The organism is Halogeometricum limi (assembly GCF_900115785.1).
GTDB lineage: Archaea > Halobacteriota > Halobacteria > Halobacteriales > Haloferacaceae > Halogeometricum > Halogeometricum limi.
The window spans coordinates 179,875-199,746 of the sequence record NZ_FOYS01000002.1; the positions used below are offsets into that span (position 1 = coordinate 179,875).

The window sequence follows — 19,872 nt, forward strand, 5'->3', positions numbered from 1 at the left end:
CTCGTCTACAGAACTATCGTTCGCGACACATAACCCCTACTAAGTTACCTCAATAGTTCCTCGAAAACTATCTACTGCTCTCGATATTCTCGTCGAGGACTAGATCCGTCGCTCGGGCGGACGAGGCGTTCGTTCGACCCTGACGTTTTTCGGTGTTCACCTCAGAGAGGGGGGTATGTTCGAGGACCGTTCCGGCCGCCTCCCCGATAGGACGCCGTTCAAGGGTTACGGCGCGGCCGTGACGACCGGACCGGACGGCCCTCGCGTCTTCGTTGGCGGGTACGGAACCGACAACCGCGTCCTCGCCGCGGAGGGAACGACCGGACTGGCGGACGCCACGCCGGAGTCGCTCACGGACCCGCACGGCCACGCGTTCGGCGTCGTCGCCGCCGACGTGGACGCCGACGGCGAGGAGGAGGTGTACGTCCACAACAGCGACGCCTACGGCGGCATCGCCACGGAGATGGACCGCCTGTACGACCCGACGCCGACGGGGTGGCGGGACGTCTTCGCCCTCCCGGTGAACGCGGGCCGCGAGAACGTCCGCGCCGGGCGGTCGGTGGCGGCCGTCGACCGTCTCGGGACCGGTCGGTACGGTCTTCTCCTCGCGTGCTACGGGGCCCCGATGCGCTTCTACGAACTCGGCGACGACGGCGAGGTAACCGACCTGGCCGAGTCCGTCGGCGTCGACTTCCTCACTGGCGGGCGTTCGCTCGTCCCCGGACCCATCGTCTCGGACCGCACGGACGTGTTCGTCGGGAACGAACGCGGGCCGAACTACCTCCTCCGGAACGACGGTGGACACTTCACCGACGTCGCTCCCGACTTCGGGTTAGACGCCCGCGACGAACACGCCCGCGGCGTCGCCCTCGTCGACCCGGACGGCGACGGCCGGTTCGACCTCGTGGTCGGCAACTGGGAGGGGCCGAACCGAATCTTCGAGCGTCGCGGCGACTCGTTCGTCGACGTCGCGCCCGAGGAGTGGGCGACGCCGACGCGGACGCGGACCGTCATCGCGGCCGACTTCGACAACGACGGCCGCTGTGAGGTGTTCACGAACGCGATGGGCGCGCCGAATCGCCTGCTCCGCCGCCGGGACGGAGAGTGGCAGGGCACCGACCCCGGGGCCGCCAGAGAACCTCGTGGCCTCGGAACCGGGGCGACCATCTGCGACGTGGACGGCGACGGAACGCTCGAACTGTTCGTCGTCCACGGCGAAATCGGGTCGCAACCGCTGTCGATGTACGCCGCACCGACCGACAACGCGTGGCTTCGCGTCCGTCCGCTGACCGAACACGGCGCGCCCGCGCGCAACGCCGTCGTCTCGTTGACGACCGACCGCGGCACCCAGACGCGTCTCGTCTGCGGCGGGTCGGGCTATCTCTGCCAGACCGAACCGGTCGCGCACTTCGGCCTCGGCGGCGACACCGCGCCGTTCGCAGACCCGCGGGAGATTCGCGTCAGGTGGCCGGACGGCCGCGAACGGGTCGTCGAGACGCGAGCGACGGAGACCGAACTGACGGTCTCGCATCCGGCGACCCGCGAGACGTGAGGCAAGTTCCGCCACCTGAGTCGGAGTGAAGTGCGTCCGGCGAGTCTCGTCGGAGAGATGGTAGACCCGACGTCCGACCTCGGGGAGGATATCGACGAAGCGGACGCACCGACCTGTGCAAACTGTGGCGACCCAATCGTTCAGTCGCCGACGCATCGCGTCGTCACGTGGGTGGAAGACGGCCGCGTCCAGCATCGCCACTTCTGTTCGGACGACTGCCGCGACGCGTTCGCGGAGTAACGCCGCTCGTCGGCGCACTCGCCCGCCGGCTACTCGACGGACGACCAGAACCGCTCGACGCCGAACCGGAGCATGTCCGGACTGACCGGCGAGAACTCGTCTCGCTCCTCCGCGGGGAAGTACTCGCGCACGCTGTTCCACGAGTCGCGAGCGTAGCGTGCGTCCACGAACGCGCGGATGCCCACCTCGTCGGACCCGCGGATGACGCGTCCGATGGCCTGTCTGGCCTTCCGGACGGCCGGGACGGTGAGGGCCGCCTCGAACCCGTCGCCGAACTTTCTATCGTACGCCGTCTTCACCGCCCGCGTTCGGGGACTCGACGTGTTAATGATGGGGACGCCGCAGACGACGGCCGCCGACAGTCTGTCGCCGCGGTAGTCGACTCCTTCGGTGAGGGTGCCGCGCAGACTCGTCACGAGCACCTTCTCCTCGCCGCCGAAGAAGTCGGCTTTCAGTCGCTCCGTGGCCCCGTCGTCGGACGCCTCGTCCAAGAGGACGGTCTTCGTGAGTCGAGAGTCGAGTTCGCCCGCCATCCACTCGGCCTCGGCGTAACTCGGCATCCCGACGAGGACGTTCCCCGGCGAACGCGCTATCTCGGCGCAGGCGTCGACGTACGCCCGTCGCGTCTCGTTCTCCTCGCCGGGCGGCCCGCGGTTCTCGTAGGTGAACTTCGGCACGTCGACTGCGAACGACGCGCGATTTTCCTCCGGGAAGCCGAGTCCGTACGTCCGTCCGACGACGGGGCGTCCGTCCGCTTCGAGGGCGTTCAGCCCCGTCACCTCCCGGAACACGTCGAGGGGTTCGAGCGTCGCGGACATGAGGACGCCGCCGCCGAACTCGCCCAGTCGCTCGGCGATGGCGTCGCCCGGGACGCAGTTGTGAAGCGCGAGATGGGCGTTGTACGCGCGCCGCCACGAGTCTTCTCTGGCCGTCTCGTCCCACGTCCGGTCGAGTTCTATCTCGCGGAAGTAGCCGGTGTGGTCCGCCCGCGCCCAGTTCGCGAGGAGACGACCCACGCCGGGCGCGGCGCGGCGTCTGTCCTCCTCCTCGGCGCTGTTCAGGACGCGGGCGACGACGGCGCCGACCGTCTCGGCGCGGACCCACGTCCCCTCGTCGTAGCCCTCGGAGTCGGCCCACGCGGTCAACTCGTCCTCGCCCGGTTCTTCGGGGTCTCGCAGCGGAATCTCGTCGTCGTGCAGACGGGTGAGGTCCGCTCGCCAGTCGGGGAGCGTCCGGTCCAAGTGCGCGGTCACCCGCCGGTCGAGTTCCTCGCGCACGTCGCGCACGAAGTCGCGCGTCTCCTTCAGTTCGCGGAGGGTCACGTCGCTGTCTTCGAGTTCGCCGCGGACGAGGTCCGCGTCCGCCGTCTCCTTCCCGTCGCTCTCGAACTCGACGGGTTGGATGACGCGCGTCAACTCGTTCTCCGCGTCGCGGAGGGTGGCGTCGCCGACGCCGTCGCTGACGAGTTCGCGGACGCGCGGTTCGAGCATGTGCGCCTCGTCGCAGACGACGAACGTCGAGTCGTCGACGAGTGCGCCCGTGAACGACCCCACCGTCGTCGGGTCGAACGCGTGGTAGTAGTTTCCGACGACGACTTCGACATGGGGGAGGACCGCGCCCATCACCGAGTGCGGGCAGGTGCCGTACCCCGCCGCGAGACGGACCAACTCGTCGGTGTCGACGAGACCCAACTCCGTCACGTCGAACGGGACGGCTTCCACGGGGTCGCCGTCCTCCGGCAGGTCGTCGAGGTACGTCGCGTAGAACGGACAGTACTCGGTGTCCTCGTACTCGGCCGTCTCCGGGAGGTACGGCGTCGGTTCGCCCGCCGTCTCCAGATAGTTCGGGCCGCTCCCGGAACTCCCGGTGTCGAGCAGTCCCGTCTGGGCCGCTCGCGCTTCCTTCACTAGTTTGCCCGTGGAGGCGAGACCCCCCTCTCCAACGAGGTTTCGCGTTCGCTCTCTGAGCCCCTCACAGCGGTCGTACACCGTGGTGTCGTCGATACCGGCGACGTTCTCTCTGCTGTACGGGCAGACGTCCGCCTTCCCGACGAGGGTGAGTCCGGAGACGGGTCGCCAGTCCTCGGGCAGGCCGTCGTTTATCGTTCGCAGGTCCTCTTCGAACTGTCTGAGCTGTTGCTTGACGCTCGTGAGGACCAGCACTCGTTCGTACTCCGAATCGGGGTCGCGGACCCGGTCGATACCCGCCGTCAGGGCGAGCATCGTCTTCCCGGTTCCGCACGCGCCTTCGACGACGAGGAAGCCGTCGTCCTCGGCGACGTCGATGGCCGCCTCGATGCCGTCGGCTTGCTCTGGATACGGTTCGGAGTGGCCGAACACGGCCTGCCAGTTCACGCGCCTCACTCGCGCCGCGGTGGTCATAGGGATGTCGGTGCTGGCCGCCTCCCGGTACTTGAACGTTCGCCGCCTACGGTGCCCGCGCCGCCGTCGCGTTCGCGTCGTCCGTCGCGGTTCGGTTCGCGGAGACGGTCGCGTTCGCAGACACCGTCGCGTTCGCGGGAACCGTCGCGTTCGCAGGCGTCTCGGCGCGCGCGCCGCCCGGCCGCCCGGTCACGGCCGACTCGGGCACGTCGAACGGTCGCGACGCCGCCGACACCGCGGCGTAGGCGTTCAGGCCGTTCTCTCGACTCGTCCGTTCGAGGATGTACTCCGTCTCGGCGGGCGTGAAATTGCCTTGGGAGGCGACGAGTGCCGCCGCGCCGCCGACGAACGGCGTCGCCGCGGACGTGCCGTAGAACGCCCCCACCGAGTCCGTCTCGACGCCGTCGGGCGCCGAGAGGTCGACGGTGCCGTCCGCGCCGAGCGAACTGTACGACCGGACGGTGTCGTCGGGGCCGACTGCGCCGACGGTGATGATACCCGCGCCCGTCGTCGGCGCGGCGACGCTTCCGACGGCGTCCGTCGTGGCGAGGCGGTGTCGGGCCGAGAACACCTGTACCGTCCCGGGGTCGGAGACGCCGTCGTGCGCGTAGACGGCGAGGTAGTACTGGCCGCGCGGGACGACGACGTCTATCGCTTCCATCCCGCCGAACCGTCGCCGCGTCGACTTCGCGACCACCGGGTCGTCCGACCCGGGCAGGTCACGGTAGAGATAGAGGTCGTAGTCGGCCCGCGAGTCCCACTGCGCCCGGAGCGAGACGCGACCCGAGAGGGGGCCGTCGCCGAGTGCGTTCGCCTGCGTCTCGCCGGCGAACGTCACCCACCCCGACTCGGTGCCGGTGCCCGACCAGTGGTGGCCGGCATAGTTTCCGGCCGAGGTGACGTAGATGACGCCGTTGTCGATGGCGTACTGCGCCGTCTGCGAGAGACTGGCCGAGTCGTTCGCCGTCTTCGGGAAGTAACTCCCGGCGTCGACGACGACGTCCACGTCGCGTTCGACCAACCACCGGACGGCGTCGTCGTAGCGGTCGGTCGTCGGTTCCTCGCCGACGGCGGCGAGGTAGAGCGTCGACTCGGGCGCGGTGTTGGCGACTATCTCGGCGACGGCGGTGCCGTGTCCGGTGTCGACGTTCGCCCGCCGTCGTCCGCCGAAACGTTCGTGACCGCCGACGCGCGTCTCGATGCTCTCGGCGTCGGAGGCGAACGATTTGCCGACGACGCCGACGGTGACGCCCGCCCCGGTGACGCCGTGGGTGTGCGCCTCGAACGCGCCGACGGACCGGAGGGCGTCGCGTTGGTCGACCACGCCGAGACGGTCTCGAATCTGTTGTCTCGTGCGGGCCTCGCGCCGCGTTTCGGCGTCCGGAACCGTCGACTCGGGCACGTCGGCGGTGTCGATGTCGGGGACGTCGTCGCCCGTCGTCGGGTCGATGGTGCCGCCGGTGAGAAAGACGCTGACCGGGACGAGCGTCGAGACGACGAGGAGGAGGCTCACGACCACGACGGTGGCCTGTCCTCGCGTGTCTGCCGCCGACGCGTCACTCATGGGCTACTCCGCGCGGGACTCGTACGCCCGAACGGCGAGGAGGACGCCGAGGACGACGAGTCCCCCGGCGAGGAACGCCGCGCCCGGCGGGAGCAGACCCAAGAGCGGTTCCGCGCCGCCGCCGAGACTGTCGGTCACGCGAGGTGCCGACCCGGGGCCGCCGAGGTCGACGACGCCCGCGCCGAACAGCGACTGGACGAGGAACGCGGCGACGAACAGGACCGCACCCGCGCCGACGTACTTTCCCAACCCGTCGAGAAACGAGTCCTTGTCGTCGGTGCCGCCGACGCAGACGACGAGCGAGTCCTGCGTTGGGGCGTACACCTTCATTTCGCGCCCCTTCACCGAGTACCGGGTGTCGGCGACGCGGACGAGGCCCGCGTTCCGGAGGTTGTCGAGGTGGTGCCGGACGTTCTGCAGGGAGGTGTCGACCGAGTCTGCGAGTTCCGAGGCGGTCGAGGGACGCCGTTGGAGGGCGGCGAACGTGTCGCGTGCGGTGTCCGAGGAGAGACACCCGATGAGTTGCTCTGCCTCCTCGTCGTCCAACCAGAGGACCCGGAGGTCACCGTCCGCGTCCGCGTCGACGTCGGAGACGTCCGCGTCAGACGGTAGCAACCCTGCCATGCTTTACCGTTCAAACGTGCGAGTAGTAAATATTTCGGACGTGATACGACGGAGAGACCGCACAGAGCGCCGTCACTCCGCCGCGGTCCGACGTTCGGTACCGGGGACGAAGCCGAGGACGTAGAGGACGGTGAGCAGGGCGACGACGGCGACGAGGCCGAGCGCGAAGGTCCGGAACACGGCGTCGAACGCGTATCCGGCGTCTGTCAAGAACCCGACTGCACCGCTCCCGTTCGCTTCGAGCAGGAGCGACGCCCCGCTGAACACGGCGTAGGCGCTTCCCCGAACGTCGGCCGGGAGCGTGTCGAGAAGCCACGCGTCGAGCGCCGGAAAGAGGCTGTGGATGGTGTAGCCGATGACCGTGGTGACGGCGAGGACGGCGAGAAAGCCCGTCACCTCGGTGAGCGCCAACAGGGCGGCGACGTAGACGCTCAGGGTGACGATGATGTAGGGGACGCGGGGGAACCGGTCGGCGAGGCGGCCCGAGAGCCAGAACGCCGGGACGCCCGCCGCGAAGACGACGGTGAGCATCGTGCTCGCCTCCGTCGTCGTGAACGCCTTCGCCGTCGTGAGGTAGACGACGTAGAAGTTGAACAGGCCCTGCCAGACGAACCCCGCCGTCGCTATCATCAGCATCCCGACGAGCATCAGTCGCCAGTGGCGGAGCGCGCCGAGGAAGTCCCTGTCTGCGGCCGTCGCGTCCACGCCGTCGCCGTCGCGCGCGGCGTACGCGAGGACGGCGGTGACGACGGCGGCGAGGACGGCGAGCACCCAGAACGTCGCGCGCCAGTCGGCGAGGGTCACGAGGGCGACGGCTATCGGTGCCGCGGCGACGGCCGCGAGTTGGGCCGCCGTCCCGTGAACGCCGATGGCGCGGCCCACCGCCTCCGGGTAGAGTTCGCCGACGAGCGGGATGGCTGCGACGAAGTAGCCCCCCGAGGCGAGGCCGATGCCGAACGCGCCGAGTTGGAGCGTTCGAATCGTCGTCGCCGTGGCGGTGAACCCGGCGGCGACGGAGAGGAGCGCGCCCGTCGCGAGGACGACGCGGTGGCGGGGAACGCGCGTGAGGAGGTAGCCGACGGGGATTCGCGGGAGGGCGGTCCCGAGCCAGACGAGCGTGGTGACGACGCCGACGGCGGCGGTACCGACGCCGAACTCCGTCTGGAACGTCTCCACCAACGGCGCGAACACCGTCCGCCCGAGGCTGACGAGAAAGACCAACCCGCAGAGCGTCCCGAACAGTCGTCTGGTCACGTCGACAGTTCTCCGACGGGGGTGAGGAAGGTTGTGGATGCGGCGAACGAGGCGGCTCGACCCAATCGCGACGGGCGGGACGAACCGGGCGGACCGGACCGACCGACTCGGGCGTCCCTTTTACCACGGCCCGCGTCGAACGGCCGTCTATGATATCGAGTGACCGGATGGCCGCGGTGGACGAGAACGCCGCGGCGCTCGGCGTCCCGCGGAAGCAGTTGATGGAGTCCAGCGGAAACGCCGTCGCCCGCGCGGTTCGCGACCACGCCGACCCCGGCGCGAGCGTCGCCGTCGTCGCCGGACGGGGGAACAACGGCGGCGACGCGTTCGTCGCCGCGCGCTTTCTCGACGACTACGACGTGACCGTCCACCTCCTCGGCCGCCCCGAGAGCATCAGCACGGACATCGCCCGCGAGAACTGGGCGGCCCTCGACGAAGCCGAGTACGACGCGCGCGTCGTGACGGACTCGAAGTCGCTCGAACTCGGGTCCCCCGACGTCGTCGTCGACGCGATGCTCGGAACCGGCGTCACGGGTGCCCTCCGTGAACCGGAGGCGACGGCCGCGGAGAGGATGAACGCGCTCGACGCGCCCGTCGTCGCCGTGGACGTTCCGTCGGGCGTCGACGCCGACACCGGCGAGGCGGAGGGCGTCGCCGTCGACGCGGACCACGTCGTCACCTTCCACGACGAGAAGCCCGGCCTCGCTTCGCTCGACGCCGAGGTGACCGTCGCCGACATCGGCATCCCGCGCGCGGCGGAACTGTTCACCGGTCCCGGCGACCTGCGGTCGCTCTCGCGGGAGTCAGAGAGCCACAAAGGGGACCACGGCGAGGTGCTCGTCGTCGGCGGCGGGCCGTACTCCGGCGCGCCCGCACTCGCCGCGCAGGCCTCGCTTCGGGCCGGGGCAGACCTCGTCCGCGTCGCCTGTCCCGACTCGGTCGCCCGCGAGGTACAGGCCTACAGCGAGAACCTCATCGTCCGCCCGTTCGACGGCGACCACCTCCGGCCGGAGAACGTCGACTCGCTCGTGGAACTGGCCGGCGACCACGACGTGACCGTCTTCGGCCCCGGACTCGGCGGCGACGACGAGACGCTCGAAGCCGTCGCCGAGTTCCTCGCGGAGTACGGCGGAACCGCCGTCGTCGACGCCGACGCGCTTCAGGTCGTCCCCGAGGTGGACACCGAGGCGACGCTTGTCTGTACGCCCCACCAGGGCGAACTCCGGAAGATGGGCGGGGAGACGGCCGACGACTGGCAGGACCGAGCCGAACTGGTCGAGTCGTTCGCCGCGGAACTCGGCCACGTCCTCCTCGTGAAAGGCGCGTACGACGTCGTCTCCGACGGCGAGGAGACGCGCGTCAACCGAACCGGCAACCCGGGGATGACCGTCGGCGGTACCGGCGACGTGCTCGCGGGCGCGACGGGAGCGCTCGCCTGCGTGCTCTCCCCACTGCACGCCGCCGCCGTCGGCGCGTACGCGAACGGACGGGCGGGCGACGACGCCGTCGCCGAGAACGGCTACGGCCTCCTCGCGACGGACCTCGTGGACAGACTGCCCGCGGCGCTCCGGAGGGAGGAGTGACCGTGTCGAACGAGAACCACGGGGCCGACGCCGACGAACGGGACCTGACGCACGTCGACGAGGAGGGGAACGCGCAGATGGTCGACGTGGGGTCGAAGCCGGACACCCAACGCCGGGCCGTCGCGCGCGGAACCATCCACCTCACGGAATCGACCATCGACGCGATTCGCGGCGACCAGATCGGGAAGGGAGACGTGCTGGCGACGGCGCGAATCGGGGCGATACAGGCGGTCAAGCACACGTGGGAGACCATCCCGATGTGTCACCAGATTCCGGTCACGAACGTCGAGACGGCGTTCGACGTCGAAGACGACCGGGTGACGCTCTCGGTGACGGTCGAGACGACGGGGAAGACCGGATGTGAGATGGAGGCGTTGGAGGGCGTCACGACCGGACTGAACGTCGTCTGGGACATGGTGAAAGCCGCCGAGAAAGACGCAGACGGGCAGTACCCCGACACGCGAATCTCAGACGTTCGCGTGGTGACGAAAGAGAAATCGCAGGCGTAGGTCGTCTGCTGACCGGCGCTCTCTCGAAACGCATCCAGAGCGCCGCGTGCCGGTCCGAGGGCGGTTCGGCGACGGAGTCGCAGCAGTTGATACCACTACATAAATATTGAAATACTAGACAGTCTCTATTTCTCACAGAATGAAACAGAGAGACCGCGCGGTGGTCGTCACCGTCGCCGCGCTAGTCGTACTCGCGTCGTTGGGTCCCGTCGGATTCGCCGGACTCGCTTCGGCGAACGGTCCGACACCGACCGTTCCCGGACAGTCCCCCGGCGTGAACGCCACGACGACGACGTGGGACCCCGGTACCGACGCGAACGTGACCGTCGCGTACAACGTCACCGGCGCGTCCGACCCGGCGAACACGACGCTTTGGCTCCTCAACGACTCCGGGTTCGCCACGGATTACGACACCGACCTGACCGGCGACACCGGCGAGCGAAACCTGACGTACGGCGGCGGCGCCGCGTTCGGCGACACGCCCGTGCAGGCCGACGGCGCGCGTCGCGTCTGGGTCCGAACGTACGACCAGGACGAGTCGGCGTTCGAGGCCGAGGGCGTCGCCGTCGTACACACGTCCTCGAACGTGACCGTCGACTCGTACTCGCTCTCGTCGACGCCCGTCGCGCCGGGCGTCACGACGGACCTCTTCGTCGAACTGAACAACACGGGCGAGACGGCGGAGACGTTCCGCGTCGCGGCCTACCCCGAGACGGGCGACGCCGACGCACTCAACAGCACCGTCGTCTCCGTCCCGGCGAGTTCGACGCAGTTCGTCACGCTCCCCGTGACGTTCACCGAACAGTACCGCGGGCAGACGGTGAACTTCACCGTCAACGACGAACCGACGACGACGGTGGCCGTGAACGACGCTGCGCCGACGCCGGACGTGTCCGGACAGTGTCAGTGGTACACGCCGTGTACCGGGATGCCGGACAAAGTGAACGCGAACCGCAACGCATCCGTCGACGTTCCCGTCCGCGTCAACCTCACCGGGAGCGTCTCGCTCGCCGACGCGAACCTGACGCTCTCGGGTCCGAACGGCCTCGTGGCCTACAACGACTCTCTGACCACGCTGAACGGAACGACGACGTTCACGCTCCCCGCCCGCCCCGCCGCCGGGAGCTACCGTCTGGAGACGGACGTCGTGAACGACTCGACGGGCGACCGAGTCTCGGGCTCGTTCTCGATGGCGACGGTCCAGGTGGTCGGAAACACCTCCGTCGGGCGCGTGAACGTCTCCAGTACGACGCTCAAGCGAGCGCAGACGCACGAAGTGTCCGTCCGCGTCGACAACACGGGTGACGCGGTGGAGAACCACACCGTCTTCCTCTACCCGAGCGAGTTCCGCACGACGCCGCTCGCACAGCGGACGTTCACCGTAAAACCGGGCCAGTCCGCCGAGGGAACGATAAACGTCTCTTTCCCGGCGCACTTCGACACCGACCGGACGTACAACCTCTCGACCGGCAACTTCGCCGGTCCCGAGATAACGCTCGAACCCCTCGTGACGATGGAGTCGCTGACGCACGTCGGCGGCACGGCGAACACGTCCGAACTCGGAACGAGCACCATCGCCCCCTCCGACGACGGGGGCCTCCTGCAGTTCGACCTGACGTACGAGACGCTCGAGAGCGACCGACCGCAGAACCTGAACGGCTCCGGTCTCGACGAGTCGAGTCGGTTCGAAGTCGTCCTCTCGGTGCCGCACTCGTACGAACCCGCGGTTCTCCTCGCGACGGCGCACAACGTCTCGTGGAGCGTCCAGAACACCTCCGACGACTACGAAGTGACCGTCGTCGGACAGCCGATAAACGCCGCGTACAAGGTCGACGGGCCGAAGTCGGTCTCTGACTGGGAGAACCTCTCCGCGGAACAGGACGTGGCGACGCACGCCTACACGCCGATGTTCTCCTTGGCGTTCCTCGACAACGAGTCCACCTCGATGGACGGAATCAGCGGAATGGTCGTCGCCAGCGACGCGCAGTCGGCGACGTTCCCGTACCCGGGGATGGTGAACGGGTCGCCGACGCTGAACGTGGAACTCGCGGCCCCGCACGAGACCACGGACGGTGAGAACAACACCGGTCGCTACGAGGCACTCGTTCCCGCAGAACTCCTCGATACGTGGGGCGTCTCCGACCCGAACACGCTCGCCGGAACGTACAAAGGCGACGGCGTGGCGCTGTCTCCGACGGTCACGGACGACGGCGACGTTCGCATCTCGTTCCCGACGACGTACTCCACGGGGACGGTCCAACTCTCACCCGACGCGGCCGCTATCGGAGCGGACGACGGTTCGAGTGGTGACGGTTCCTCCGGCGACGATTCGTCCGGCGACACGGGAGACGACGGCGGCGACTCGACGAGTAGTCCGCCGAGTGACACCGATGACACAGACGACACCGACGACTCGGACGATTCGACGGACACGCAACCCGTCGAAGAGACGCCCGACACGACGGACTCGAACGACACCGACGACCGACGCACCGTCGAGGCGACGCCCGCCGCCGACGGCCGGTCTGCGTCTGCGAAGGTGACGAACGCCTCGGCGAACGAGACGGTCGAGTTCCGAATTCCCGACCTGAACGCCTCCGAGACGGCGGTGAACGCGGCGGAGGCCGCCAACGCGACCGAAAACGTCGACGGCGAGTCGGAGAACGAGACGACGAATCGGTCGAACGAACGGTCACAGGTCCGGAAACTCGGACTGAACCTCTCCGACGACGCCGCCGAAGTCGGCGTCAACGTCTCCTCGCACGAGGAGGTGCCGGAGGGAACGCCCGAACTGGACAGAGGCGACGCCGCCGAAGACGGTGACGGCGACGGCGCGTCCGGCGGTGCCATCGACTACGTCTCCATCGACCTCTCGGGGACGACGGACGACGCCGTCGAGAACGCGACCATCACGTTCGACGTACCCGCGTCGAAACTCGACGCTCGCGGCATCTCGCCCTCGGAGGTGCGCCTGTACCGCTACCACGACGGCGAGTGGCAGCGACTGAACACGACGTACCTCGGTAACGAGACGTACGAGGCGGAGACGCCCGGATTCTCCGTGTTCGCGGTCGGGTCCGAACGAGCGGACGGCGACAGCGAAGACGAGTCCGCGACCGAGACGCAGACGCCGGCACAGACCGCGACGCAGACGGCCACCGAAACCGCGGCGGAGACGGCAACTGCCACCGAATCGGCGTCGACCGACCGACCGACGGAGACGGAGACCGGCGTTCCCGGATTCGGCGCACCCGTCGCGCTGGTGTCGATTCTGCTGACGGCCGTGGTCGCACGGCTGAGACGGTAGCGGCGGAGAACGGAAGAGAATCGTACCGAAACGCACCGAACGAACGCGAGACGCCGACTACTCGCGATAGCCGCCGTCCGTCTCCGCTTCCGCCTCCGCCTCCGCCTCGGGGGTCGTCCCCGACTGCACGTCGGCGGCTTTCGCCCGCGCCTTCTCGACGATAGCGGGGCGCGCGGCGAACTCGACGAGGACGTTCTCGCCGTCGTACTCCTCGTTCTCGACGTGACCGTGGTCGTACAGCCACGAGACGAGACTCATCGCGTCGTCGGACATCGGGAGGAGGAGACGCTCTTCGCGCCACTCGGGGAGTTCGCGTTCGATGCGCGCGGCGAGTTCGGCGACGTTCTCGCCGGTCAACCCCGAGACGGCGACGGGATTCGGCGCGAGGGCGCGAAGCGCGTCCATCTTCCGGTCGAGTTCGCCCTCGTCGACGACGTCGCGCTTGTTCAGCACCGTCACGATGGGCGCTTCGTTCCGTTCGTACAGCGTGTCGTGACAGGTGACGAGTTTGTCCCGCATCTCCTCGACGGGTTCGGAGGCGTCGACGACGAGGAGCACCAGGTCCGCGCGGTACACCGAGTCGAGCGTGGACTTGAACGACTCCACCAACCAGTGCGGGAGGTTCGAGACGAATCCGACGGTGTCGGTGAGGAGGACGTCTCTCGTGCCCGTCTCGGCGCGGCGCGTCGTCGTTCCCAGCGTGGTGAACAGGCGGTCTTCGGACTCGGCGGTCGGGTCCAAATCGGGGTGCAGACCGTCGTTCTCGCCCACTTCGAGGTCCTCGGCGAGACGGCGCATCAGCGTGGACTTCCCGGCGTTCGTGTAGCCCGCGAGGGCGACCAGGTCGAACCCGGACTCGCGGCGTTGTTCGCGCCGCGTCTCCTCTTTCTCCGCGATGGCGTCGAGTTCGTTCTTGATGCGCGAAATCTGGGCCTTGATGTCCCGTTCGCGCGACTCGTCGTACTCGCCGAGACCCATGAACCCCGGTCGCTCGTCGCGTTTCGCGAGCGACGCCTTCGCCTCCGCGCGCGGGAGTTCGTACCGGAGTTCGGCGAGTTCGACCTGCAGTTGCGCTTTCCGCGTGTTGGCCCGTTGGGCGAATATCTCTAAGATGAGCGTGAAGCGGTCGATAACTTCGACGCCGTGCGGGAGTTTCCCGCCGATGTTGTACGTCTGGTACGGGCCGAGTCTGTTGTCGACGATGACCGCCGCCGCGTCCGTCTCCGCGACGAGGGCGGTCAGTTCGTCGACTTTCCCCTCGCCGAAGTGGAAGGCGCCGTCCTCGTCTCGCGACTGCGAGAGTTCGCCGACGACGTCGTACCCCGCGGCGCGCGCGAGGTCGGAAATCTCCGTCAGGTCGGCCGACTCTCCGGCGTCGACGCGTTTGGCGACGACGGCCGCGGTGCCGTCGCTCATCGAGACCACCCGCTCGACCACTGGACGCTCTGGTGCACGGTTGCTAGCTGTCCTACGCGACTGGCGTACTTGAACGCTCCTCGGGGGCGGTCAACGGAGATGTCGGTCCGTCACCCCGATTTCGCCGCTCGTCGTCTCCGCCCGTTCCATATCCCCGCGTTGGGCATCCGTGAACTTGTAAGTTCCCCGCGCCCCGGGTAGAATCTCTCCGAGCGTGACCAGTCCAGTTACAAACCTGTCTAATCGCACAAAGGTTATTACGGATGACGAACCACGTCGGGCTATGCCGGACCCGCTACAACTGTCCATCGACCCAACCTCCCTCGGACTCGAGTTCGGGAGCGGTGCGGTCATCGGCGGTATCATCGGTTTCGCGGCGAAGAAAGTCGCGAAGATAGTCGCCGTCATCGTCGGTCTCGAACTGGCGCTGTTCAAGTTCCTCGAATCCCGCGAGATACTGACCGTCGACTGGGAGAAACTCAGCGCCGGTCTCCTCAAGACCACGGAGTCGGCCACCACCGGAACGCCGCCGAGTTGGGTGTCGACCATCCTCTCGACGCTCTCTATCTCCGCGGGGTTCACCGGCGGCTTCCTCGTCGGCTTCAAGAAGGGATAGTCGTCGTCGGGTCGTCGTTCGATTTTCGCGCCGCTATCGCGTGCTGAGTTCGTCTTTGTCCTTCACGATACGCGTCTCCGCCTCGCCGGAGGTGTAGTCGTTCACCATGTCGTAGAAGTCGTTCTGCATCCCCGCCGGGAAGGTGACGACGCCGACCCACGACCCGTCGTTCTGCCACTCTTCGCGCTCTAACTCGCCGTACTCGCGGACCTGCGCCTGCGTCTTTCCGGCGTAGTTCGCGGGTATCTGCACGGCGATGGTCACCTCGTCGAACCGGATGGGGATGACCGGACGCAGGGCGTCTAAGGCCTCGTCGACCTGTGTCTCGACTTTCTCCATCGGGTCGACCTTGAACCCGGCCTGTTCGAGGGCGCGTTCGATTCGGTCCGGCGGGTGCGGCGCGTTGTCCATCTGCGGGTTGACGGCGTTCCGCGCGATGGTGTTGATGAGCTGTTTTCGTTTCTGCTCTTGCATCTCCTTTCGCTGCTCGGAGGTGATCTGAATCTCGCCGCGCTTGACGACTTCCGGGATAATCTCCATCGGGTCCGTCGTCCCGAACACCGTCTCTAAGTCCTCTTCTGCGGGTCGGTCGCCGCGCGAGGCGTCCTCGAAGACGTCTTCGGCCGCGATGACGTCTTCTAGCTCCCCGTCGAACTCGCCTCGCTTGATGGCGAGTGCCGCGTCGGGGTCGACGAGTACCTCGAACCGTTCGCCGTGGGATTCGAGTCGGGCGGTCACCGCTTCGTCCAGTGAAATCATAGAGCACGATACTCGCTCCGAATTAAAAAGCCCTCCCCGAACTGCACCGCCTGCGGTCGGTCGGTCGGTGCCGGCGGTTCGTCGCTCCCACGCGCACCGCCGTGCCGCGGAGCGAAACGCTATATCTCCCGACCGCATCCCTCCCGGCATGAGTACCGACACGGCGGGCGGCGAACCCTCCCTCGAAGACCGACTGGACCGATTCATGCAGCGGAACTTCCCGCAGATACAGATGCACGGCGGGAGCGCGGGCATCGACGCCATCGACGAGGAGTCCGGCGAAGTCTGGATATCACTCGGCGGTGCCTGCTCGGGATGCGGTATCTCTCCGATGACGGTCCAAGCCCTGAAGTCGCGGATGGTGACGGAGTTCGACGAGATTTTGGAGGTGCACGCGACGACGGGCGGGTCGTTCGACTACGACACGCCCGAGGACCCCTTCGCCCGGAGTCGCGAAGACGCGCCGTTCTGACCGTCCGAACGCCGGTCTGACTGCCCGAATGCATTCTCCCCGTCCGAGCACTGTTCACCCCCGCCCGAACCCCGTTCCGACCGCGTGACGCCGAACGCGCCGGTTCCGGTCGACGGAATACTACATAAATCGATCGCTCGTTACCGCCCGTTTACCGCCCGAAGTCGGTGATTAAACCCGCGATAGCCCAGTCGTATCTATAGGGACGTACCCGGTTTGTGTGGGTATGGAAGAGACGACCCGAAATTCACCGGAGACTCGAACGCGCTATCACGTCGTCTGTCGCGACTGCCCGACCGAGTCGGTCGAACGGGACGGGAACGCCGCAGAAGAAGTCGCGCACCGTCACGAGTCCGAGACGGCGCACCGCGTCGTCGTCGGCGCCGTCGCCGCCGAGTGATCAGTTCGAGAGTTCCTCGACGATGGCGACGAGGTCGGATTTGTCCTGCACGCCGATGACGCGTTTGGCCTGTTCGCCCTTCTCGTAGAACTGGAGCGTGGGTACCGACCGGATTCCCTCGTCGCGGGCGAGTTCCTGCAGTTCGTCGATGTCCACCTTCAGGACGAGTGCGTCCGTCTCGGCGGCTATCTCTTCGACGGTCGGTTCGAGCATCTTGCACGGGCCGCACCAGTCGGCGTGGAAGTCGACGAGAACCACGTCGTTCTCGGCGACGAACCGTTCGAGTTGGTCGGCGCTCTCGACGTGGACGGGTTTCCCCTTCGTTTCCGGTGTACTCATCGGTGAACAATAGTTACTCGATGCCCTTAACTATTGAGAGGAGGTGTCGCTCGGCCGCACGACCGGCGGAGTTCGTCGGTGGGGCGTCGTCCTCCCGCCTCCGTCACGACGCGTCGTAGGTGAGGAGGACGCCGTCGTCGATTCGCTCGACGCCGGTGAGTTCGAGCGACGGAAACGACTCGACGAACCCCTCGCCGTCGGCCAGCGTCGGGGCGTCGCGGCCGCCGAGGACGAGGGACCCGACGTACAGCGAGAGTTCGTCCACGAGGCCCGCCTCGAACAGCGAGAAGATGACCTCGCCGCCGCCTTCGACCATCAGTCGGTCGATACCGCGACGTTCCAGTTCGGCGAACGCCGAGGGAAAGGAGACACGAGACTCGCCCGCGACGACGACAGTCGCGCCCGCGGTTTCGAGCGCCGAGCGTCGGTCGTCGGGCGCGGATTCGCTCACGAGGAGGTACGTCGTCGCCGCGTCGTCGAGGATGCGAGCGTCCGTCGGCGTCCGCGCGCGCGAGTCGGCGACGATGCGGGCCGGGTGGGCGGGGCGTCCCGCCGCCGCCCTCTCGGTGCGGAAGTCGGCGTCGTCGACCGTCAGGTGCGGGTCGTCCGCGAGGACGGTGCCGACGCCGACGAGGACGGCGTCGCTGTCCGCGCGGAGCCTGTCGACGCGAGCGAAGTCGGCTTCGCCGCTTATCTTCACCTGTTCGCGCCGCCGCGTCGACAGTTTTCCGTCGACGCTCGTCGCGGCGTTGACGACGACGTGCATACACGTCCGTGGATAGCCCGCGGGAAGCGAATTTCGGTCGACGGACGGGAGTTATATATGCCTCCGTGGTATTTCCTGACAGTAATGCCGCCGAAAGTGTTGATGCTGGGCTGGGGTTTCCCGCCCAACGTAAGTGGTGGTCTCGACACCCACGTTGGAGAGATGTTCGACGGGTTGCAAGCGCGCGGCGTAGATATCGAACTGGTCCTCCCCGCGGAGTACGCGCCGGAGGACCGAGACGGAATACACGGCGTTCCGACGGGTGAAGGCGACATCATCACCCGCATCGGACGGCTCAGTTCGGCGTTCGCCGAACACGCGCAGGACGCCGACATCGTCCACACGCACGACTGGTTCGGCTACGGCCCCGGGTCGCGCGCGAAGTCGAACGCGGACGTGGAGTGGGTGACGACGTTCCACTCGCTGTCGTCGGACCGGAACCTCGACCCACCGAAGCGCGAAGTCGAGACGGAACGCCGAATCGCCGAACGCTGCGACCACCTCCTCGCGGTGAGCGAACTCACGGCGGGACGGGTCAGAGACCTCTACGGCGGCGACCCCGAGGTCATCTACAACGGCTTCTCCGAGTGTGAGACGACCGGCCGGGATTTGAAAGAGGAGTTGGACATCGACGGTAGCATGCTCTTTTTCGTCGGGCGACACACCGACCAGAAGGGCATCTCTCACCTCGTCTACGCGATGGAGAAACTCCGCCGCGACGACGTGACGCTCGTCGTCGGCGGGTCGGGCCACCTGACGGCGCAACTGAAGAAGTTCGCCGAACTCCTCGACGTCGAAGACCAGATAGAGTGGGTCGGCTACATCCCCGAGGAGGCGCTCGGCGACTACTACGCCTCGGCGGACCTGTTCGTCTCCCCCTCGCTGTCGGAACCGTTCGGAATCACCATCACCGAAGCGCTCTCGGCGGGCACGCGCGTCGTCGCCACCGAGAGCGGCGTGAACGAAGTGCTCCCGGACGACTGCGTCATCGAAGTCGAACCCGCGTCGGACTCGCTGGCCGACGGTATCGACTACGGCCTCTCGCTCGAGGGGCCGCCGGAGTACGACCCCGTCACGTGGGCGGACGTCGTCGACGACACCATCGACTTCTACGAGCGAATCGCCGGCGAGTAACCGCGTTCGCGCCGGCCGCCTGTCCGCTACTCGCCCGTCGTTTCCGCCCGGTATCTGTGGGATATATCGCCCGAGCAGTGGTACGTGCTAGCATGTTCGAGGTACTGATGCCGATAGACGGGAACGAGGAACGGGGGTACGCACAGGCCGAGGCGGTGGCCGCGTTGCCGGCGGCGGCGGAGATTACGGTGACGCTCCTGCACGTGTTCTCCGACAGGGATAGAGCGGAGACGACGAATCCCCGACAGATAAACGGCGGACGCGCGGCGTACGAACGGCTCACAGAGGCGGAGATAGGCGTCGAGGAGTTGGTCCGCGTGGGCGACCCGGCGACCGAGATTCTGGCGGCGGCGAAGGAACTGAACGTCGACGCCGTCGTCCTCGGCGGCCGCAAACGCTCCCCGCTCGGGTCGTTGCTGTTCGGCAGCGTCACGCAGGAAGTGGTTCTGGACGCCGACCGGCCGGTGACCATCACGGGCGGCGTGCGACGGGTCGACGGCGTCCGCGGCGAAGCGACTGAGGGAGTGTGAGTCGGACGAGAGGACGGCGGGTCGAGCGTCGTTAGCGGAGGAGTCGAACGTCCGTGACCGGTTCCGGATGTCGGATGCGGTAGCCGTCGGCCGTCGGGACGAGTCCCTCGCGCGGGAGACTCTGTCTGGCCGCCTGGTACGGCGAGTCGTCGCGCGCGGACTGGTACGGGCTATCCTCGCGTGCGGACTGATACGGACTGTCCTGTCGTGCGGACTGGTACGGACTGTCGTTCGGTCGGCGCGCGTCGCGTTCGAAGTCCTCGGGCGGGAGGTAGATACGCTCTCCAACCTCAGACTCGACGACGACGGCGGTGTCTCTGTCGCCGCGCATCGTGATGACCGTCTCGCCGTCTTCGATGTTCACCGAGAGCGAAACCTGTTCTGCTCCGGAGTCGGTGGCCGCGTCACTCATGTCTCGGTGTGAGA

The 19,872-nt window shown here is 67.6% G+C and carries 19 protein-coding genes; 10 read left to right on the top strand and 9 right to left on the bottom strand.

Features of this window, described 5'->3' with window-relative positions; genetic code table 11:
• Positions 1-175: 175 nt before the first annotated feature.
• On the top strand, positions 176-1,552 hold the full coding sequence (locus BM282_RS05810; RefSeq protein WP_089877869.1) for a CRTAC1 family protein: 1,377 nt from the start codon (positions 176-178) through the stop codon (positions 1,550-1,552).
• Positions 1,553-1,609: 57 nt separating this feature from the next.
• On the top strand, positions 1,610-1,792 hold the full coding sequence (locus tag BM282_RS05815) for a DUF7576 family protein (RefSeq protein WP_089879425.1): 183 nt from the start codon (positions 1,610-1,612) through the stop codon (positions 1,790-1,792).
• Positions 1,793-1,821: 29 nt separating this feature from the next.
• Here the strand turns inward: BM282_RS05815 and BM282_RS05820 are convergent, their stop codons facing one another.
• The 4 genes from BM282_RS05820 to BM282_RS05835 form a co-directional block, all read right to left on the bottom strand.
• The gene (locus tag BM282_RS05820) at positions 1,822-4,173 is read right to left on the bottom strand and encodes an ATP-dependent DNA helicase (protein ID WP_089877872.1); all 2,352 of its coding nucleotides are present in this window, start codon (positions 4,171-4,173) and stop codon (positions 1,822-1,824) included.
• 46 nt (positions 4,174-4,219) lie between these two features.
• The gene (locus BM282_RS05825; RefSeq protein WP_245758316.1) at positions 4,220-5,737 is read right to left on the bottom strand and encodes a S8 family serine peptidase; all 1,518 of its coding nucleotides are present in this window, start codon (positions 5,735-5,737) and stop codon (positions 4,220-4,222) included.
• A 3-nt stretch (positions 5,738-5,740) separates the two neighbouring features.
• Positions 5,741-6,361 carry a helix-turn-helix domain-containing protein gene (locus BM282_RS05830; RefSeq protein WP_089877875.1) on the bottom strand — a complete coding sequence of 207 codons (621 nt, stop codon included), beginning with the start codon at positions 6,359-6,361 and terminating at the stop codon, positions 5,741-5,743.
• A gap of 72 nt (positions 6,362-6,433) precedes the next feature.
• Positions 6,434-7,615, bottom strand: coding sequence for an MFS transporter (locus tag BM282_RS05835; RefSeq protein ID WP_089877878.1), 1,182 nt, complete (start codon positions 7,613-7,615; stop codon positions 6,434-6,436).
• A gap of 149 nt (positions 7,616-7,764) precedes the next feature.
• Between BM282_RS05835 and BM282_RS05840 the strand changes: the two genes are divergently transcribed.
• The 3 genes from BM282_RS05840 (at position 7,765) to BM282_RS05850 (ending at position 13,014) form a co-directional block, all read left to right on the top strand.
• Positions 7,765-9,198 (top strand): NAD(P)H-hydrate dehydratase, encoded by a 1,434-nt coding sequence (locus BM282_RS05840; RefSeq protein WP_089877880.1) that lies wholly within the window; start codon positions 7,765-7,767, stop codon positions 9,196-9,198.
• The gene (gene moaC, locus BM282_RS05845) at positions 9,195-9,707 is read left to right on the top strand and encodes a cyclic pyranopterin monophosphate synthase MoaC (RefSeq protein WP_394327786.1); all 513 of its coding nucleotides are present in this window, start codon (positions 9,195-9,197) and stop codon (positions 9,705-9,707) included. Before BM282_RS05840 ends, moaC begins: the two co-directional genes overlap by 4 nt.
• A 139-nt stretch (positions 9,708-9,846) precedes the next feature.
• Positions 9,847-13,014 carry a PGF-pre-PGF domain-containing protein gene (locus BM282_RS05850; protein WP_089877883.1) on the top strand — a complete coding sequence of 1,056 codons (3,168 nt, stop codon included), beginning with the start codon at positions 9,847-9,849 and terminating at the stop codon, positions 13,012-13,014.
• A gap of 57 nt (positions 13,015-13,071) precedes the next feature.
• Here BM282_RS05850 and hflX read toward each other — a convergent pair whose 3' ends face one another.
• Positions 13,072-14,430 (bottom strand): GTPase HflX, encoded by a 1,359-nt coding sequence (gene hflX / locus BM282_RS05855; protein ID WP_089879432.1) that lies wholly within the window; start codon positions 14,428-14,430, stop codon positions 13,072-13,074.
• 283 nt (positions 14,431-14,713) lie between these two features.
• Here hflX and BM282_RS05860 point away from each other — a divergent pair, with 283 nt between their 5' ends.
• Positions 14,714-15,046 carry an FUN14 domain-containing protein gene (locus BM282_RS05860; protein ID WP_089877885.1) on the top strand — a complete coding sequence of 111 codons (333 nt, stop codon included), beginning with the start codon at positions 14,714-14,716 and terminating at the stop codon, positions 15,044-15,046.
• A gap of 33 nt (positions 15,047-15,079) precedes the next feature.
• Here the strand turns inward: BM282_RS05860 and BM282_RS05865 are convergent, their stop codons facing one another.
• On the bottom strand, positions 15,080-15,805 hold the full coding sequence (locus BM282_RS05865; protein WP_089877888.1) for a ribosome assembly factor SBDS: 726 nt from the start codon (positions 15,803-15,805) through the stop codon (positions 15,080-15,082).
• A gap of 148 nt (positions 15,806-15,953) precedes the next feature.
• Between BM282_RS05865 and BM282_RS05870 the strand changes: the two genes are divergently transcribed.
• Positions 15,954-16,277, top strand: a complete 324-nt coding sequence (locus BM282_RS05870) for a NifU family protein (RefSeq protein ID WP_089877891.1) — start codon at positions 15,954-15,956, stop codon at positions 16,275-16,277.
• Positions 16,278-16,503: 226 nt separating this feature from the next.
• The gene (locus BM282_RS18440; protein WP_175501403.1) at positions 16,504-16,677 is read left to right on the top strand and encodes a hypothetical protein; all 174 of its coding nucleotides are present in this window, start codon (positions 16,504-16,506) and stop codon (positions 16,675-16,677) included.
• Here BM282_RS18440 and trxA read toward each other — a convergent pair whose 3' ends face one another.
• Both trxA and BM282_RS05880 read right to left on the bottom strand, forming a co-directional pair.
• The gene (gene trxA / locus BM282_RS05875; RefSeq protein WP_089877894.1) at positions 16,678-17,016 is read right to left on the bottom strand and encodes a thioredoxin; all 339 of its coding nucleotides are present in this window, start codon (positions 17,014-17,016) and stop codon (positions 16,678-16,680) included.
• A gap of 103 nt (positions 17,017-17,119) precedes the next feature.
• Positions 17,120-17,782: a 2,5-diamino-6-(ribosylamino)-4(3H)-pyrimidinone 5'-phosphate reductase gene (locus BM282_RS05880; RefSeq protein WP_089877896.1), complete on the bottom strand. Its 663-nt coding sequence runs from the start codon at positions 17,780-17,782 to the stop codon at positions 17,120-17,122.
• 102 nt (positions 17,783-17,884) lie between these two features.
• On the opposite strand from BM282_RS05880, the gene BM282_RS05885 reads away from it, so the two are divergent.
• Positions 17,885-18,916 carry a glycosyltransferase family 4 protein gene (locus BM282_RS05885; protein WP_089879434.1) on the top strand — a complete coding sequence of 344 codons (1,032 nt, stop codon included), beginning with the start codon at positions 17,885-17,887 and terminating at the stop codon, positions 18,914-18,916.
• A gap of 92 nt (positions 18,917-19,008) precedes the next feature.
• Positions 19,009-19,446, top strand: a complete 438-nt coding sequence (locus BM282_RS05890; RefSeq protein WP_089877899.1) for a universal stress protein — start codon at positions 19,009-19,011, stop codon at positions 19,444-19,446.
• Between the two features lie 31 nt (positions 19,447-19,477).
• On the opposite strand, the gene BM282_RS05895 is transcribed toward BM282_RS05890, so the two are convergent.
• Positions 19,478-19,858 (bottom strand): DUF7510 family protein, encoded by a 381-nt coding sequence (locus BM282_RS05895; protein WP_089877903.1) that lies wholly within the window; start codon positions 19,856-19,858, stop codon positions 19,478-19,480.
• Between the last annotated feature and the right edge of the window lie 14 nt (positions 19,859-19,872).

Coding starts and splice junctions, on each gene's coding strand:
- BM282_RS05810 (WP_089877869.1), top strand. CDS start 176: ATGTTCGAGGACCGTTCCGGCCGCCTCCCCGATAGGACGCCGTTCAAG.
- BM282_RS05840 (WP_089877880.1), top strand. CDS start 7,765: ATGATATCGAGTGACCGGATGGCCGCGGTGGACGAGAACGCCGCGGCG.
- hflX (WP_089879432.1), bottom strand. CDS start 14,430: ATGAGCGACGGCACCGCGGCCGTCGTCGCCAAACGCGTCGACGCCGGA.
- BM282_RS05815 (WP_089879425.1), top strand. CDS start 1,610: ATGGTAGACCCGACGTCCGACCTCGGGGAGGATATCGACGAAGCGGAC.
- BM282_RS05825 (WP_245758316.1), bottom strand. CDS start 5,737: ATGAGTGACGCGTCGGCGGCAGACACGCGAGGACAGGCCACCGTCGTG.
- BM282_RS05890 (WP_089877899.1), top strand. CDS start 19,009: ATGTTCGAGGTACTGATGCCGATAGACGGGAACGAGGAACGGGGGTAC.
- BM282_RS05830 (WP_089877875.1), bottom strand. CDS start 6,361: ATGGCAGGGTTGCTACCGTCTGACGCGGACGTCTCCGACGTCGACGCG.
- BM282_RS05870 (WP_089877891.1), top strand. CDS start 15,954: ATGAGTACCGACACGGCGGGCGGCGAACCCTCCCTCGAAGACCGACTG.
- BM282_RS18440 (WP_175501403.1), top strand. CDS start 16,504: ATGGAAGAGACGACCCGAAATTCACCGGAGACTCGAACGCGCTATCAC.
- BM282_RS05860 (WP_089877885.1), top strand. CDS start 14,714: ATGCCGGACCCGCTACAACTGTCCATCGACCCAACCTCCCTCGGACTC.
- BM282_RS05820 (WP_089877872.1), bottom strand. CDS start 4,173: ATGACCACCGCGGCGCGAGTGAGGCGCGTGAACTGGCAGGCCGTGTTC.
- BM282_RS05880 (WP_089877896.1), bottom strand. CDS start 17,782: ATGCACGTCGTCGTCAACGCCGCGACGAGCGTCGACGGAAAACTGTCG.
- BM282_RS05885 (WP_089879434.1), top strand. CDS start 17,885: ATGCTGGGCTGGGGTTTCCCGCCCAACGTAAGTGGTGGTCTCGACACC.
- BM282_RS05850 (WP_089877883.1), top strand. CDS start 9,847: ATGAAACAGAGAGACCGCGCGGTGGTCGTCACCGTCGCCGCGCTAGTC.
- trxA (WP_089877894.1), bottom strand. CDS start 17,016: ATGAGTACACCGGAAACGAAGGGGAAACCCGTCCACGTCGAGAGCGCC.
- BM282_RS05865 (WP_089877888.1), bottom strand. CDS start 15,805: ATGATTTCACTGGACGAAGCGGTGACCGCCCGACTCGAATCCCACGGC.
- BM282_RS05895 (WP_089877903.1), bottom strand. CDS start 19,858: ATGAGTGACGCGGCCACCGACTCCGGAGCAGAACAGGTTTCGCTCTCG.